Origin of the sequence: Pseudomonas sp. ICBG1301 (genome assembly GCF_016918385.1) — a bacterium.
Taxonomy (GTDB): Bacteria; Pseudomonadota; Gammaproteobacteria; order Pseudomonadales; family Pseudomonadaceae; genus Aquipseudomonas; species Aquipseudomonas palleroniana.
Map to the genome: position 1 here is coordinate 488,077 of NZ_JAEKGB010000006.1, position 16,211 is coordinate 504,287.

The window sequence follows — 16,211 nt, forward strand, 5'->3', positions numbered from 1 at the left end:
GTTCGAGGAGATAGCATGATCGTTCGTCCCGTACGCAGCAGCGATTTACCGGCCCTGATTGATCTGGCACGCAGCACCGGCACCGGTCTGACCACCTTGCCGGCCAACGAAGAGCGCCTGACCCATCGGGTTGGCTGGGCGGAAAAAACCTTTCGCGGCGACGCCGGGCGCGGCGATGCCGATTACCTGTTCGTGCTGGAAAACGACGAAGGCCGCGTGGTGGGCATTTCCGCCATTGCCGGCGCCGTCGGCCTGCGCGAGCCCTGGTACAACTTCCGGGTGGGCCTGACCGTCAGCGCCTCCCAGGAGTTGAATATCTACCGCGAGATTCCAACGCTGTTCCTGGCCAACGACCTTACCGGTAATTCCGAACTGTGCTCGCTGTTTTTGCACGCCGATTACCGCACCGGCCTCAACGGCCGCATGCTGGCCAAGGCGCGCCTGCTGTTTATCGCCGAATTCCCGCAACTGTTTGGCAACAAGATCATCGCCGAGATGCGTGGCGTGTCCAACGATGCCGGGCGCTCGCCGTTCTGGGAGAGTCTGGGCCGGCATTTCTTCAAGATGGAATTCAGCCAGGCCGATTACCTGACCGGCGTGGGCAACAAGGCGTTCATTGCTGAGTTGATGCCGAAGTTTCCGCTGTACAGCTGCTTCCTGTCCGAAGACGCACGCAATGTGATCGGCAAGGTCCATCCGGATACCGAGCCTGCATTGAGCATGCTCAAGAGCGAAGGTTTCAGCTACCAGGGTTACGTCGACATCTTCGACGCCGGCCCGGCGGTGGAGTGTGAAACCAGCAAGATCCGTGCGGTGCGTGACAGTCAGTCGCTGGTGTTGGCCATCGGCACGCCAGGCGATGACGCCACGCCTTTCCTGATTCATAACCGCAAACGCGAGGATTGCCGCATTACCGCCGCACCGGCCCGCTTGGCCGCAGGCACCTTGGTGGTCGATCCACAAACCGCCAAGCGCCTGCAACTGGTCGTGGGTGATCAAGTGCGCGCCGTACCGTTGTCCGCTGCTCGGGAGTCGAAATAATGAATTCGCTGTATATCGCAGGTAGCTGGCTGGCCGGCCAGGGTGAGCTGTTTGAGTCGCGCAACCCGGTGACGCAGCAAGTGCTGTGGGCCGGCAATGGCGCCACCGCTGAGCAAGTCGAGTCCGCCGTGCAGGCTGCGCGCCAGGCATTCCCGGAGTGGGCCAGGCGCCCGCTGGAAGAGCGCATCGGCGTGCTGGAAACCTTCGCGGCCACCCTGAAGCGTCGTGCCGATGAAATCGCCCGCTGCATCGGTGAAGAAACAGGCAAGCCGCTGTGGGAATCGGCGACTGAAGTCACCAGCATGGCCAACAAGATTGCGATTTCGGTGCAGAGCTACCGCGAGCGTACCGGCGAGAAGAGCGGCCCGCTGGGCGACGCCACTGCCGTGTTGCGCCACAAGCCACACGGCGTGGTGGCGGTGTTCGGCCCTTACAACTTCCCCGGTCACTTGCCGAACGGGCATATCGTCCCGGCTTTGCTGGCGGGTAACACCGTATTGTTCAAACCGAGCGAGTTGACCCCGAAAGTCGCCGAGCTGACCGTGCAATGCTGGATTGAAGCTGGTTTGCCGGCGGGCGTGCTGAACCTGCTGCAGGGCGCACGGGAAACCGGTATCGCCTTGGCTGCCAACCCCGGTATCGACGGGTTGTTCTTCACCGGTTCCAGCCGTACCGGCAACCACTTGCACCAGCAGTTCTCAGGGCGCCCGGACAAGATCCTGGCCCTGGAAATGGGCGGTAATAACCCACTGGTGGTGGACGAAGTGGCCGATGTGGATGCGGCGGTCTACACCATAATCCAGTCGGCGTTTATCTCCGCTGGCCAGCGCTGCACCTGTGCTCGCCGCTTGCTGGTGCCGCAAGGTGCCTGGGGTGACGCGTTGCTGGCGCGCCTGGTGGCGGTCGCTTCGAGTATCGAGGTCGGCGCGTTCGACCAGCAACCGGCGCCGTTCATGGGCTCGGTGATTTCCCTCGGCGCGGCCAAGGCCTTGATGGACGCCCAGGCGCTGATGTTGGCCAATGGCGCCATGGCGCTGTTGGAAATGACCCAGCCGCAGGATCAAGCCGCTTTGCTGACGCCGGGCATCATCGACGTGACGGGCGTGACCGAGCGCGAGGACGAGGAACTGTTCGGCCCGCTGTTGCAGGTGATCCGCTACGCTGATTTCGCCGCGGCGATTGCCGAGGCCAACAACACCCAGTACGGCCTGGCCGCGGGCTTGTTGTCCGATTCCGCAGCGCGCTACCAGCAGTTCTGGCTGGAGAGCCGCGCCGGTATCGTCAACTGGAACAAGCAACTGACCGGCGCCGCCAGCACGGCGCCGTTCGGCGGGGTAGGGGCTTCGGGCAATCATCGCGCCAGTGCGTATTACGCGGCGGATTATTGTGCGTACCCGGTGGCATCGCTTGAGACCCCGAGCCTGGTGGTCCCGGCAACCCTGACGCCAGGGATTACGCTTATCTAAATGCGGGAGCGGGCTGGCTCGCGAAAGCGGTGTGTCATTCGACATCTCAGGTGACTGAACCACCCCATTCGCGAGCAAGCCCGCTCCCACACTTGATTTGTGGTGTGTTCAAGTAATTTGATGCCTATAAAAACAGATGTTCGTGGAGCCTCGCCGATGAAATCCTATGAAGTCAATTTTGACGGTCTAGTGGGGCCGACCCATAACTACGGCGGTTTGTCCTACGGCAACGTCGCGTCCCAGAGCAACAGCCAGCAGTCTTCGAACCCTAAGGAAGCAGCGTTGCAGGGCCTGCAGAAAATGAAGGCGCTGATGGACATGGGCTTTGTGCAGGGCGTGCTGGCGCCACAGGAGCGCCCCGACGTGGCGGCCTTGCGCAACCTGGGCTTCAGCGGTACCGATGCGCAAGTGATCCAGCAGGCGGCCAAGCAGGCGATGCCGTTGTTGGTCGCAAGCTGCTCCGCGTCGAGCATGTGGGTGGCCAACGCCGCCACCGTCAGCCCGAGCGCCGATACGGCCGATGGCCGCGTGCATTTCACCGCCGCCAACCTCAACTGCAAATACCATCGCAGTATCGAACACCCGACCACCAGCCGCGTGCTGGGGGCGATGTTTGCCGATGCCAAACACTTCGCTCACCACGCGGCGTTGCCGGCGGTGGCGCAGTTCGGCGATGAAGGCGCGGCCAACCACACGCGTTTCTGCCGCGAGTACGGCGAGGCGGGCGTTGAATTCTTTGTGTTCGGCCGAAGTGCGTTCGACACCCGTTACCCGGCGCCGCAGAAGTACCCGGCGCGCCAGACGCTTGAAGCGTCCCAAGCCGTTGCGCGCCTGCACGGCCTGAGCGATGACGGCGTGGTCTACGCTCAGCAGAACCCGGCAGTGATCGATGCCGGCGTGTTCCACAACGACGTGATCGCGGTGGGCAACGGTGAGGTGCTGTTCTATCACGAGGACGCGTTCCTCCATACCGAACAGATGCTGGCCGAGTTGCAGGGCAAGTTGGGCAAGCTGGGCGGCAATTTCCAATCGGTGTGCGTACCCCGGGCCCAGGTCAGCGTTGAAGATGCTGTGCGCTCCTACCTGTTCAACAGCCAATTGCTGAGCCGCGCCGACGGCTCGATGCTGCTGATCGTGCCGGAAGAGTGCCGCGCCAACGAACGCGTCTGGCAGTACCTGCAAGGCTTGACCGCGTCCGGTGGGTTGATCCGCGAAGTGAAAGTCTTCGACCTCAAGCAAAGCATGCAGAACGGCGGTGGCCCGGCGTGCCTGCGCTTGCGGGTGGCCTTGAATGAAACGGAACTGGCGGCGGTGAATCCAGGCGTTATCATGACGGCACCGTTGTACGGCACGCTGACCCAATGGGTCGACAAGCACTACCGCGACAGCCTGCGTGAATCCGACCTGGCTGACCCGCAATTGCTGCTTGAGTGCCGGACGGCACTGGATGAACTGACGCAAATCCTTAAACTGGGCTCGGTTTATCCTTTCCAGCTCAATTAACGCCGCACCACCGAGAGTTATTTATGACCACCGACACCCTGAAACTGATCCTTGAAGATACCGACGGCACCCAGCTGGAAACCTCCTGCACCCGCGTTGCCGTGGTGTGGCAGGGCAAGGAAATCTGGATCCAGCACGACGGCCGTGGCCAACTGCTGATCGGCGTGGATGTGGAAGAAGGCGACGCCGAGTACGCCAACCTGCTGATGCGCCCGTTGGCCACCAACCTGATGAGCCTGCAACTGGAAATGGAGCCGGCCGACGTCGACGGCGATGACGACGATCACGTCCACGGTCCTGGCTGCAACCACTAAGGAAGCTGCTTATGCTCGCCCTCGGCAAACTGCTTGAACTGACCCTCGCCGGTCGCGAACCGGCGCAAAAAATTCAACTGACTGTCGACGGCGTGCAGATGCGCTGGCTCAGCGAGGGCGCACTTGAAGTCCGCCCGCCTGAAGCGAAGGACAACGGCAGCGACCTGCTGCTGTCGTCCGGCATCCATGGCAACGAAACCGCGCCGATCGAACTGCTCGACCGCCTGTTGCATGGCATCGCCCGTGGGGAGATCAAACCCCGCAACCGTATTCTGTTCCTGTTCGGCAACCCCGAGGCGATGCGTCGCGGTGAGCGTTACCTCGAACTGGACATCAACCGGCTGTTCAACGGCCGTCATGAAAAAAATATCGGCCCTGAAGCCATGCGTGCCGCTGAACTTGAGCAACTGGCCCGCAGCTTCTTCAGCCAGCCTGGGCGTTCGCGCCTGCATTACGACTTGCATACGGCGATTCGGGGTTCGAAGATCGAGCAATTCGCCCTGTACCCCTGGAAGGAGGGGCGCCAGCATTCGCGTCGTGAGCTTGCGCGCCTGCGTGCGGCCGGCATGGAAGCGGTGCTGATGCAGAACAAGACCTCGATTACCTTCTCTGCTTTTACCTATGAGCAACTGGGCGCCGAGGCTTTCACCCTGGAGCTGGGCAAGGCGCGGCCGTTCGGGCAGAACGACGGCGTGGATGTGTCGCGCCTGGAAGCTCGCCTCAAGCACATCATCGAAGGCACCGAGCCCGAGACCGACAGCCTCGACGGCCTGCAACTGTTCGCCGTTGCGCGTGAAGTGATCAAGCACAGCGACGCTTTCCTGCTGCATCTGCCGGCAGACGTGGAAAATTTTTCGCAGCTGGAAAAGGGCTACCTGCTGGCCGAAGACGTGGCCAAGACCCGCTGGGTGATCGAGGAGGAGGGTGCACGCATCATCTTCCCCAACCCGAAGGTGAAGAATGGCTTGCGCGCGGGGATATTGATTGTGCCGACGACGGATGCGGGCCTGATATAGGCCTCAAGGCATACCAGGATCCAAATGTGGGAGGGGGCTTGCTCCCGATGGCAGTGTGACAGTCAACTCATCTGTAGTTGAGACACCGCCATCGGGAGCAAGCCCCCTCCCACATTGTTTTTGTGGTGTTGTTTAGACTGCTAAGGCACGTGGCTCGCTGCGACGGATCGCACGCACCTTGTGCAGGGTATCGGCGCAAGTGCGCGCAGCTTCCTGGCCTTTATGCACAAAGTGATCATGGAAGAATGCATGATGCTCGCTGCCGGCGTGGAAGTGGTGCGGGGTCAGGGAAACCGAGAATACCGGCACTTCTGTTTCCAGCTGCACCTGCATCAGGCCGCTGACCACGGATTGGGCGACGAATTCGTGACGGTAGATGCCACCGTCCACCACCAGCGCGGCAGCCACGATACCGGCATAACGGCCGGTCTTGGCCAGCAACTTGGCGTGCAGGGGCATTTCAAACGCGCCGCCGACTTCGAAGAAGTCGATGTCCGATTCCTGGTAGCCCTGGGCGATGATTTCGGCAAGGAAACCTTTACGGCTCTGGTCGACAATATCCTTATGCCAGCAGGCTTGGATAAACGCGATACGCTCGCCGTGATGGTTTTTGCTTTTGCTGTCGATTGCGGTGGGTTGCATGTTCTGACTCCTGTTTAAGAAAAAAACAGGGCGTTATGAATCGAATGGGATTTAAGGGTGCGCAACGCCGGTCATGCACGCATGAGGTCAGCGAACGGCCCTTAGGTGCCAATCCCGTTCTCTCTTCATCCGGACTATGACCGTCGGCCCCGGGATCACACCGGGTCTGCTGACCTTGTCGCCGTCCTGCGTGAGCAGTTCAAGGCGCCAAGCGCTCGCGGGCTATGCACATTGCGTGCAATTACCGCCGGTGGGGAATTACACCCCGCCCTGAGAACGTTGCCGCCAGAACCCTGGCGGCGGAGAGTTTTTAACACGGTTTTTCAAAAACTGCACGGCCGCTGTATCGATAAGCTATATCGGTTTGTTTGGTTGGTATTCATTTGAATACACGTAGGGCTTGATATCTCGCGGCTTTGCCCGCAGTAATCTCCTTCTAAGGGGCTTACCCACTCACAGAGGCCAGTTTCATGTCAGTGATCGACCTGCGCAGCGACACCGTGACCCAACCCACCCCCGGCATGCGGGACGCGATGGCCAGTGCGGTCAGTGGTGATGACGTCTACGGTGAAGACCCGAGCGTCAACCACCTTGAAGCTGAGCTGGCCAGGCGCCTGGGCTTTGCGGCGGCGCTGTTCGTGCCCACGGGCACCATGAGCAACCTGCTGGCGTTGATGGCTCACTGTGAGCGCGGCGAGGAATATATCGTCGGCCAGCAGGCCCACACTTACAAATACGAAGGGGGTGGTGCGGCCGTATTGGGCTCGATCCAACCGCAGCCGCTGGAGGCGCAGGCGGACGGCTCCCTGGACCTGGACCAGGTGTCGGCGGCGATCAAGCCCGACGATTTCCACTTCGCCCGCACCCGCTTGCTGGCGCTGGAAAACACCATGCAGGGCAAGGTTCTGCCGCTGGAGTACCTGGCGAAGGCCCGCGCGTTGACCCGTGAGCGTGGCTTGGCCCTGCATCTGGACGGTGCGCGGCTCTACAACGCGGCGGTCAAGCTCGGTGTGGAGGCGCAGGAAATTGCCCAGTATTTCGATTCGGTCTCGGTGTGCTTGTCCAAGGGCCTGGGCGCGCCAATTGGTTCGGTGTTGTGCGGCTCTACGGCGTTGATCGCCAAGGCGCGTCGCTTGCGCAAGATGGTCGGCGGCGGCATGCGTCAGGCGGGTTCCCTGGCGGCGGCGGGGCTGTATGCCTTGGATCATCAGGTGGCGCGCCTGGCCGACGACCATGCCAATGCCCAGTGGCTGGGCGATGAACTGCGCAAAGCCGGTTATGAAGTGGAGCCGGTGCAGACCAATATGGTCTACGTGAAGATCGGTGGGCAGGCTCAGGCCCTGAGGGAGTTTGCCGCCGAGCGGGGGATCAAGTTGGTCGCCGCGCCGCGTCTGCGCATGGTCACGCATATGGATGTCAGCCGGGCGCAGATCGAGCAAGTCGTGCAGGCATTCGTCGAGTTTTCCCGAAAATGACAGTGCTGGCCGTCTAATTGAATGCTTCTATCGCATAAACACGCTGTACCACCGGCAAAGGGCCGATATAATGCGGCCCTTTGCCGTCGCTCCGTCTGATGATGTTGCGCACTGGCCTTTGGCCGCAGACTCCGTGGAAGAACCTAATGAAAAGCGCAGAAATCCGTGAAGCCTTCCTTCGCTTCTTCGAAGAGCAAGGTCACACCCGTGTAGCCTCCAGCTCCTTGATCCCTGGCAATGACCCGACCCTGCTGTTCACTAACGCGGGGATGAACCAGTTCAAGGACTGCTTCCTGGGCCAGGAAAAGCGCGCTTATACCCGCGCTACCAGCAGCCAGAAATGCGTACGCGCCGGCGGTAAGAACAGTGACCTGGAAAACGTCGGTTACACCGCTCGCCACCACACGTTCTTCGAAATGTTGGGCAACTTCAGCTTCGGTGATTATTTCAAGAAAGATGCGATCACGTTCGCCTGGACCTTCCTGACCGGTGTGTTGAAGCTGCCCAAGGAAAAGCTCTGGGTCACCGTCTACGCGACAGACGACGAAGCCTATGACATCTGGACCAAGGACGTCGGTGTGCCCGTAGAGCGCATGATCCGCATCGGCGACAACAAGGGCGCGCCTTACGCGTCCGATAACTTCTGGACCATGGGCGATACTGGCCCGTGCGGTCCTTGCACCGAGATTTTCTATGACCACGGTGCCGACATCTGGGGTGGCCCACCGGGCTCGCCGGAAGAAGATGGCGACCGTTATATCGAGATTTGGAACAACGTGTTCATGCAGTTCAACCGCACCGCCGATGGCGTGTTGCATCCGCTGCCGGCACCGTCGGTGGATACCGGCATGGGCCTGGAGCGGATCAGTGCGGTGATGCAGCACGTTCACTCCAACTATGAAATCGACTTGTTCACCAACCTGCTGAGCGCATCGGCTGCGGCGATTGGCTGCGCCAATGAAAACCAGTCGTCGCTCAAGGTCGTGTCGGACCACATCCGTTCCTGCGGCTTCCTGATTGCTGATGGCGTACTGCCGTCGAACGAAGGCCGTGGCTACGTGCTGCGTCGTATCATCCGTCGCGCTTGCCGCCACGGTAACAAGCTGGGTGCCACCGGCAGCTTCTTCTACAAGATCGTGGCCGCGCTGGTCGCCGAGATGGGCGACGCCTTCCCGGAGCTCAAGCAGCAGCAGGAAAACATCGAGCGCGTGCTCAAGGCTGAGGAGGAGCAGTTCTCCAAGACCCTGGAGCACGGCCTGAAGATTCTCGAGCAGGACCTGGCTGAGCTCAAAGGTACCGTGGTGCCGGGCGACGTGGTGTTCAAGTTGTACGACACCTACGGCTTCCCGATGGACCTGACCGCCGACATCGCCCGTGAGCGCGAGCTGACCATCGATGAAGCCGGTTTCGAGCGTGAGATGGAGGCCCAGCGCGTGCGTGCGCGCTCCGCCAGTTCCTTTGGCCTGGACTACAACACCCTGGTCAAGGTGGACGTGCCTACCGATTTCATCGGCTACAAGGCGACCGTGGGGTCGGCCAAGATCGTTGCCCTCTATAAGGACGGCAAGTCGGTCGACGTGTTGAATGAAGGCGACGAAGCGGTAGTGGTCCTGGACCAGACCCCGTTCTATGCCGAGTCCGGTGGGCAAGTGGGTGACTGTGGTTTCCTGAGTTCGACGTCGGGTCGCTTTGAAGTGCGTGACACCACCAAGACCGGCGGTGCTTTCCTGCATCACGGTGTGCTGGTGTTGGGTAACCTGACGGTCGGTGCGCCGGTCGATACCCAGGTCGATGCCGACGTGCGTCACGCTACCGCGCTGAACCACTCGGCCACTCACTTGTTGCACGCTGCGTTGCGCCAGGTGCTTGGCGAGCACGTTCAGCAAAAAGGTTCGTTGGTCGACAGTCAGCGCCTGCGCTTCGACTTCAGCCATTTCGAAGCGATCAAGCCGGAGCAGATCAAGGCACTGGAAGATATCGTCAACGCGCAAGTGCGCAAGAACACTCCGGTCGAGACTGAAGAAACCGACATCGAGACCGCCAAGGCCAAAGGCGCCATGGCACTGTTCGGCGAGAAGTACGGCGACAGCGTGCGCGTACTGAGCATGGGCGGCGACTTCTCGGTGGAGCTGTGCGGCGGTATCCATGCCAACCGTACCGGCGACATCGGCCTGCTGAAAATCATCAGTGAAGGCGGCGTGGCGTCCGGCGTGCGGCGTATCGAGGCGGTGACCGGGGCTGCGGCCCTGGCCTACCTCAACGCCGCCGAAGAACAACTCAAGGAAGCGGCGGGCCTGGTCAAGGGCAGCCGCGACAACCTGATCGACAAACTGTCCGCCGTGCTTGAGCGCAACCGTGCGCTGGAGAAACAGCTGGAGCAGTTGCAAGCCAAGGCAGCCAGCGCGGCGGGTGACGATTTGTCTGCTCAAGCGTTGGACGTCAAGGGCGTGAAGGTGCTGGCTGCGCGTCTGGACGGCCAGGACGGCAAGGCGCTGTTGGCCTTGGTCGATCAGTTGAAGAACAAACTCGGCCACGCAGTGATCCTGCTCGGCGGTGTCCATGAGGATAAGGTCGTTCTGGTTGCCGGTGTAACCAAAGACCTGACTGGCCAACTCAAAGCCGGTGATTTGATGAAACAAGCCGCCGCGGCAGTGGGCGGGAAGGGCGGTGGTCGTCCGGACATGGCGCAAGGCGGTGGTGTAGATGCCGGCAGCCTGGACGCGGCCCTGGGCCTGACCGTACCGTTTGTCGAGGCCGGTATTTAAGGCGCTGTTAATGAGCCCATGGTCTAGTCGTGGGCTCGCTGCGGTGCTGCAAGATTTGTTTATTGGGCGCCCCTTTACGGGCTGAGGCGGCTTAGAAATGGCTTTGATCGTACAGAAATTTGGAGGCACCTCGGTCGGCTCTGTCGAAAGAATCGAGCAGGTCGCCGACAAGGTTAAGAAATTCCGCGATGCCGGGGATGACCTGGTGGTGGTGCTGTCGGCCATGAGCGGCGAGACCAATCGCCTGATCGATCTGGCCAAGGCAATCAGTGGTGATCAACAGCCGCTGCCGCGTGAGCTGGATGTGATCGTGTCGACTGGCGAGCAGGTGACCATTGCGTTGCTGGCCATGGCGCTGAACAAGCGTGGCGTGCCGGCGGTGTCCTACACTGGCAGCCAGGTGCGCATCCTGACCGACAGTGCGCATACCAAGGCGCGCATCCTGCAAATCGATGATCAGAAAATCCGTACTGATCTGAAAGCCGGGCGCGTGGTAGTTGTGGCGGGCTTTCAGGGCGTGGACGAGCACGGCAACATCACCACCCTGGGGCGTGGCGGTTCGGACACCACTGGTGTGGCTCTGGCGGCGGCCCTCAAGGCTGATGAATGCCAGATCTACACCGATGTGGATGGCGTCTACACCACTGACCCACGTGTGGTGCCGGTCGCCCAGCGCCTGGACAAGATCACCTTCGAAGAGATGCTGGAAATGGCCAGTCTCGGTTCCAAGGTGCTGCAGATCCGCGCAGTAGAGTTCGCCGGTAAATACAACGTTCCGCTGCGCGTATTGCACAGCTTCAAAGAGGGTCCGGGCACCCTCATTACTATTGATGAAGAGGAATCCATGGAACAGCCGATCATTTCCGGTATCGCTTTCAACCGTGATGAAGCCAAGCTGACGATCCGTGGCGTGCCGGATACCCCGGGCGTGGCCTTCAAGATTCTGGGCCCTATCAGCGATGCGAACGTTGAAGTCGACATGATCGTGCAGAACGTCTCGCACGATAACACCACCGATTTCACCTTCACCGTACACCGCAACGAGTACGATGCGGCGTTGAAAATCCTGCAGAACACCGCTAACGAAATTGGCGCCCGTGAAGTGATCGGCGATACCAAGATTGCCAAGGTATCGATCGTAGGTGTGGGCATGCGTTCCCATGCCGGCGTTGCCAGCCGTATGTTCGGCGCTCTGGCCAAGGAAAGCATCAATATCCAGATGATCTCTACCTCGGAAATCAAGGTCTCGGTAGTGATCGAAGAGAAGTACCTGGAGCTGGCTGTACGCGCACTGCATACCGCTTTCGAGCTGGATGCCCCGGCCCGACAGGGCGAGTGATGTGATGCCAGGAAGGCGCGGTTTACCGCGCCTTTCATTTTTTTGTGGGGCGCATGTTCTTTTGTGTGGGCTCGACAATACTTAGGTGGTAGGGCTATGGCCTTCGGGTTGTAGGTCGAGGGCCTTTTTTTTGCAGACTGTTGTTCCTGAACTGAAATGCGTGAGGTGAAAGGTATGTTGATTCTGACTCGTCGTTGCGCAGAAAGCCTGATTATCGGTGATGGCGAAATCACCGTGACCGTGCTCGGCGTCAAAGGTAATCAAGTGCGCATCGGGGTTAATGCTCCGAAAGAGGTGGCTGTTCACCGCGAGGAAATCTACCTGCGGATCAAGAAAGAGAAGGACGAAGAACCAAGCCTTTAATTTTTATCGTTTTTTATGTTTGCAAACGGGGATGAACGTGGTTAATATACGCCCCGTGTTGCGGAGAGCTGGCCGAGTGGCCGAAGGCGCTCCCCTGCTAAGGGAGTACACCTCAAAAGGGTGTCGGGGGTTCGAATCCCCCGTTCTCCGCCATTATTTGCTTAGTACGTTGCAATCTGGTTTTTTCGGTAAGTTGTTGAAAATACTCGAAAAAATAGCTTTACATAGAGATTGAACGGCCTATAATGCGCGGCAACAAATGCACTCGTAGCTCAGCTGGATAGAGTACTCGGCTACGAACCGAGCGGTCACAGGTTCGAATCCTGTCGAGTGCACCATTTAAGAGTCAGTTGCAGCAATGCAGGTGGCTTGGCTTCAACCAGTTGTGATCTGGTCTAAAAACACAACTTGCACTCGTAGCTCAGCTGGATAGAGTACTCGGCTACGAACCGAGCGGTCACAGGTTCGAATCCTGTCGAGTGCACCATACAAACAAAAAGCCCGCCTAGTGCGGGCTTTTTGCCGTCTGGCGTTTGTGTAGGTTTTCTCGCAGGCATTATCTTTTTCTCCTGCTTCATGTGTTTTCCCTCCGAGCTGCGTCGTCGCAGTTCATAGATGCAGCCAATCTGAGCTTTGTCTCGCAAGCGCTTGTTCTTTCCAGTTTTTTAACGTTAAAAGCACACGCAGCGTGTATCATTGTGCCCGTCAGCCCCGCCGGGGCTTGTGGAATACCTCCATGGACTTACCCAGTAGTTACTCAGTACCCCGCTTTACCAATCATGAATTGACTGATTGATCCTTCCGGCGTGCCCCGCTGCTGGGAGTGGAGTTCGCCTATGACCGAAGTAGAAGTAAAGAAAACACAGGAAAGCCTGCAGGATCGTCTGGCTCAAGTCATCGAGCTGCTGCAGCGCCAGCGTGTGGTCGAAGACCTCACGCACCGTCAGGAAGGTCCGCATCACGACCGCGTAGAAAACCTGGTCCACCGGCAAAACCTCGTCGAGTTGCAACGCAAGCTCGATGACCTGCACTCTGCCGACGTTGCTTATATCCTCGAAGCCTTGCCGCTGGATGACCGGCTGACGCTCTGGCAGTTAGTCAAGGCTGACCGCGACGGTGACATCCTTCTCGAAGTATCCGACTCGGTCCGTGAAACCCTGATCGCCGACATGGACGATCACGAGCTCCTGGCAGCGGCCAAGGAGATGGATGCGGACGAGCTGGCGGACCTCGCTCCAGAGCTTCCCCGTGATGTTGTCCATGAGCTGATGGAAGCGCTCGACGGCCAGCAACGTGAGCGCGTGCGTTCCGCGTTGTCTTACGACGAGGACCAGGTCGGCGCTTTGATGGACTTCGAGATGGTCACCATCCGCGAAGATGTCAGCCTGGAAGTGGTATTGCGTTACCTACGCCGTCTTAAAGAGCTGCCAGGCCATACTGATAAACTTTTTGTCGTTGATTACGAAGGTATCCTGAAGGGCGTACTGCCGATCAAGCGCCTGTTGGTCAACGACCCTGAGAAGAAAGTTGCGGAAGTAATGGCCAGTGATCCGGTGAGTTTTCACCCGGACGAAGACGCCTATGATGCCGCTCAAGCATTTGAGCGTTACGACTTGATTTCTGCTCCTGTGGTCGACAAGAACGGCAAGCTGATCGGTCGTCTGACCATTGATGAAATGGTTGACCTGATTCGTGAGGAGAGTGAGACCGAAGTTCTCAACATGGCGGGTCTGCGTGAAGAGGAAGACATCTTTGCTTCGGTCTGGCGTTCCTTGCGTAACCGTTGGGCGTGGCTTGCTATCAACCTGATTACCGCCTTCATTGCTTCGCGAGTGATTGGGTTGTTCGAAGGTTCGATTGAGAAGCTGGTGGCTCTGGCAGCGTTGATGCCCATTGTTGCCGGTATTGGTGGTAATTCCGGCAACCAGACGATCACCATGATCGTACGAGCCATGGCGCTTGATCAGGTGAACACCGGTAATACGTCACGCCTTATGCGCAAGGAGCTGGCGGTGGCGCTGATTAACGGAGTCGTATGGGGTGGGGTGATCGGTATTGTGGCCTACATGCTTTATGGCAGTTGGTCGCTCGGCGTTGTAATGACGGCTGCCATGACGCTCAACTTGCTGCTGGCCGCTCTGATGGGGGTACTGATCCCTATGACTTTGGCACGCTTGGGTCGCGACCCGGCAATGGGGGCCAGCGTGATGATTACCGCCATGACCGATAGTGGTGGTTTCTTCATCTTCCTGGGCCTGGCCACGATCTTCCTGCTCTGATGCCTTTTCACGGGGGGGGGGGGCAATTCTGCCCCTCGTTCCATACTCCTTTCCCAGATTTCGCACAAAAAAAAGCCAGCACTTGGCTGGCTTCTGCTTTCAATAGTGAATCAATTGGCTTCTGCTGCTGCCTCAACATCGTGTGCGATAAGCGAGACGAGAGCATTTTGCTGGCGGTGGGAGAGTTGACGAAAACGCTGCAGCAGCTCGCGTTCATGCAGTGACAGCTCTGGGCTGTCCATGCGCATGCTCAACTCTTCACCCAGCGCACCTTCCTGAATAAGGCTCTGCTCCAGGCGGGCGATGATTTCGGAGTTCATGCTGCGGTGGTGATTGCGAGCCACCTCGGCAATGCGTTCCCGCATTCCGTCTGGCAGACGTACGACGAACTTGTCAGCCGTACGGCTGGAATAAATTGCCTGTTTCAATGGGCGCATATATTTAACCGGTTAGTTCAGAGGAGCGGTTTCTGGAATTGGCCGCAAGATGAGTGTTAAGACAAGGCTCACGACCAAAGTTCAACCCGAATTGCAAAGAGGCCGCATCATGCCTCAGATTTGACGTTTACTTGGCGTCAATTCTGTGACAAATATTGAACCGCCTACAGGCTTTATGCCAGCACTCATTTTCAATTCTGCGGACTGGTTGGAAAAAAAATTTGCGCAGCATCTGGAATTCAGATCGTCGCGCAAGCCCAGGCTGCACGCGGGTTGGGGGCGCACATCCTACCGCAATATGGCCTTTTGCCCTCAATCTTAAGACTAGTGTCAGTTTGCCGATTTGCTAGCGTCAGGCGACATAAGGTCGAGCTGAAATGGTTCCGCGCGGTCTTGGGTAGATTTCATCCGGTAGACCGGGTCGGCGTGAATCTACTGGACGCTACGCCGGCCATAAATGCCCCGGCTGGGTCATAGGCGTACAGAATTGCATGAACGCCAAACTCAGGATCGGGGCTGGTGGCTCTCTTAGAAGATCCAATGTTTGGATGTGGTCGAAGTCTGGGCGCCTTGAGCCGCGTAAACGGGGGAGGGCTGGGCGGCGGTCATTACTGCCAATTGCGGGCGTTGCTGGAGGTGATGTGGAACCGGCTGGTTGATCTGTGTCGTGTTCTGGGCAGTGGTGGATTGAAAATGAAAAATCACCAGCGCGGCCAAGGCTACGGTATTCAGGGCTAACAGGGCGGCGCTATTCATGGTTCTCTTCTCCGCTGACTAGTGTTTGCAAAACTGGCTTATAGGAGATTTATTGCAGGTGTCGTGCCAATATTTTAACTATTTAAAATCAAAGGGTTATGTTGTTTTTATGAGGGCTGTGGATGCAATTTGCAATGTATTCGCTTTTTTGGTCAATGCAATTTGCACGATTCCATTTGCAGCCCGAATTTGCGGGGTTGAACCGCGTTTGCTTCTGCAAGCTTAGGCCTACACTCAAAATGCCTACGGACGACATGACAAAATCTATCTTGGCCGTTAACATGCACGCCGCCGTCGCTAGGCTCTTAGCCTGACGGCGTCCATTTGTCCCAGTAGCTCAATTGGATAGAGCATCCCCCTCCTAAGGGGAAGGTTGGCCGTTCGAACCGGCCCTGGGACACCATCTATACGCCAGGCGTTGCGCTATAGATGCCTGTTGATTTGCGTGTCTTTCTTCTTCTCTTTTCCTCTCTTGATCTTCTTTAGCTTCCTGGTCGCTTTCGAGTAGGCTTCGCTCCGTGCTTTCCAGTATCGGAGCGCGTTCGCTGAGAGTCATTTTCTCTTTCTATATATAGAGGGGGGGCGATAGAGGGAGATGCCCAGAAAGAAAATTCCGATTTTTTGAATTAGCGCTTGACGCCTCTGCTGATGCCTGTAGAATTCGCCTCCCGCTAACGAGAGATCGGAGGCGCAAGTGGTTGAAGTTGTTGAAGAAATCTTCGAAAGCTTCTGAAAATAATCACTTGACAGCAAATGAGGCTGCTGTAGAATGCGCGCCTCGGTTGAGACGAAAGACTTAACCAACCGCTCTTTAA

At 58.4% G+C, this 16,211-nt stretch carries 13 protein-coding genes, 4 tRNA genes, 1 pseudogene and 1 riboswitch; of the genes and pseudogenes, 14 read left to right on the forward strand and 4 right to left on the reverse strand.

Going from position 1 to position 16,211, the window contains the following annotated elements:
* Positions 1 to 15: 15 nt before the first annotated feature.
* The 5 genes from astA to astE all read left to right on the forward strand — a co-directional run bounded on the left by astA (position 16) and on the right by astE (position 5,340).
* Positions 16 to 1,041 (forward strand): arginine N-succinyltransferase, encoded by a 1,026-nt coding sequence (astA, locus tag JBE38_RS17600; RefSeq protein WP_060757323.1) that lies wholly within the window; start codon positions 16 to 18, stop codon positions 1,039 to 1,041.
* Positions 1,038 to 2,507, forward strand: a complete 1,470-nt coding sequence (gene astD, locus JBE38_RS17605; protein WP_205344764.1) for a succinylglutamate-semialdehyde dehydrogenase — start codon at positions 1,038 to 1,040, stop codon at positions 2,505 to 2,507. Before astA ends, astD begins: the two co-directional genes overlap by 4 nt.
* 156 nt (positions 2,508 to 2,663) lie before the next feature.
* A complete protein-coding gene (astB, locus tag JBE38_RS17610) occupies positions 2,664 to 4,010 on the forward strand; it encodes an N-succinylarginine dihydrolase (protein ID WP_090369061.1) in 1,347 nt (448 codons plus the stop codon).
* Between the two features lie 23 nt (positions 4,011 to 4,033).
* Positions 4,034 to 4,324: a hypothetical protein gene (locus tag JBE38_RS17615; protein WP_060757326.1), complete on the forward strand. Its 291-nt coding sequence runs from the start codon at positions 4,034 to 4,036 to the stop codon at positions 4,322 to 4,324.
* A gap of 11 nt (positions 4,325 to 4,335) precedes the next feature.
* A complete protein-coding gene (astE, locus tag JBE38_RS17620) occupies positions 4,336 to 5,340 on the forward strand; it encodes a succinylglutamate desuccinylase (protein WP_205344756.1) in 1,005 nt (334 codons plus the stop codon).
* 132 nt (positions 5,341 to 5,472) lie between these two features.
* Here astE and JBE38_RS17625 read toward each other — a convergent pair whose 3' ends face one another.
* A complete protein-coding gene (locus JBE38_RS17625; RefSeq protein WP_104994607.1) occupies positions 5,473 to 5,982 on the reverse strand; it encodes a 6,7-dimethyl-8-ribityllumazine synthase in 510 nt (169 codons plus the stop codon).
* 112 nt (positions 5,983 to 6,094) lie between these two features.
* Positions 6,095 to 6,264, reverse strand: a riboswitch (FMN riboswitch).
* A 188-nt stretch (positions 6,265 to 6,452) separates the two neighbouring features.
* Here JBE38_RS17625 and ltaE point away from each other — a divergent pair.
* The 8 genes from ltaE (at position 6,453) to mgtE (ending at position 14,203) form a co-directional block, all read left to right on the forward strand.
* Positions 6,453 to 7,457: a low-specificity L-threonine aldolase gene (gene ltaE, locus JBE38_RS17630; RefSeq protein ID WP_205344757.1), complete on the forward strand. Its 1,005-nt coding sequence runs from the start codon at positions 6,453 to 6,455 to the stop codon at positions 7,455 to 7,457.
* Between the two features lie 146 nt (positions 7,458 to 7,603).
* A complete protein-coding gene (gene alaS / locus JBE38_RS17635) occupies positions 7,604 to 10,222 on the forward strand; it encodes an alanine--tRNA ligase (protein ID WP_090369068.1) in 2,619 nt (872 codons plus the stop codon).
* A 97-nt stretch (positions 10,223 to 10,319) separates the two neighbouring features.
* On the forward strand, positions 10,320 to 11,561 hold the full coding sequence (locus tag JBE38_RS17640) for an aspartate kinase (RefSeq protein ID WP_060757331.1): 1,242 nt from the start codon (positions 10,320 to 10,322) through the stop codon (positions 11,559 to 11,561).
* A 174-nt stretch (positions 11,562 to 11,735) separates the two neighbouring features.
* The gene (gene csrA / locus JBE38_RS17645; protein WP_003175645.1) at positions 11,736 to 11,924 is read left to right on the forward strand and encodes a carbon storage regulator CsrA; all 189 of its coding nucleotides are present in this window, start codon (positions 11,736 to 11,738) and stop codon (positions 11,922 to 11,924) included.
* 62 nt (positions 11,925 to 11,986) lie between these two features.
* Positions 11,987 to 12,077: transfer RNA gene (locus JBE38_RS17650), tRNA-Ser, on the forward strand.
* Positions 12,078 to 12,185: 108 nt separating this feature from the next.
* Positions 12,186 to 12,262, forward strand: a tRNA-Arg gene (locus JBE38_RS17655).
* Positions 12,263 to 12,334: 72 nt separating this feature from the next.
* Positions 12,335 to 12,411 (forward strand) — tRNA-Arg (locus tag JBE38_RS17660).
* Between the two features lie 349 nt (positions 12,412 to 12,760).
* Positions 12,761 to 14,203 (forward strand): magnesium transporter, encoded by a 1,443-nt coding sequence (gene mgtE, locus JBE38_RS17665; RefSeq protein WP_060757332.1) that lies wholly within the window; start codon positions 12,761 to 12,763, stop codon positions 14,201 to 14,203.
* Between the two features lie 110 nt (positions 14,204 to 14,313).
* On the opposite strand, the gene JBE38_RS17670 is transcribed toward mgtE, so the two are convergent.
* The gene (locus tag JBE38_RS17670) at positions 14,314 to 14,640 is read right to left on the reverse strand and encodes an Arc family DNA-binding protein (protein ID WP_060757333.1); all 327 of its coding nucleotides are present in this window, start codon (positions 14,638 to 14,640) and stop codon (positions 14,314 to 14,316) included.
* 528 nt (positions 14,641 to 15,168) lie between these two features.
* Positions 15,169 to 15,396, reverse strand: coding sequence for a hypothetical protein (locus tag JBE38_RS17675; RefSeq protein WP_090369070.1), 228 nt, complete (start codon positions 15,394 to 15,396; stop codon positions 15,169 to 15,171).
* A gap of 326 nt (positions 15,397 to 15,722) precedes the next feature.
* Between JBE38_RS17675 and JBE38_RS17680 the strand changes: the two genes are divergently transcribed.
* Positions 15,723 to 15,799 (forward strand) — tRNA-Arg (locus JBE38_RS17680).
* 149 nt (positions 15,800 to 15,948) lie between these two features.
* On the opposite strand, the pseudogene JBE38_RS17685 reads toward JBE38_RS17680, so the two are convergent.
* Positions 15,949 to 16,211 (reverse strand): annotated as a pseudogene (locus tag JBE38_RS17685) (hypothetical protein); the annotation flags it as partial.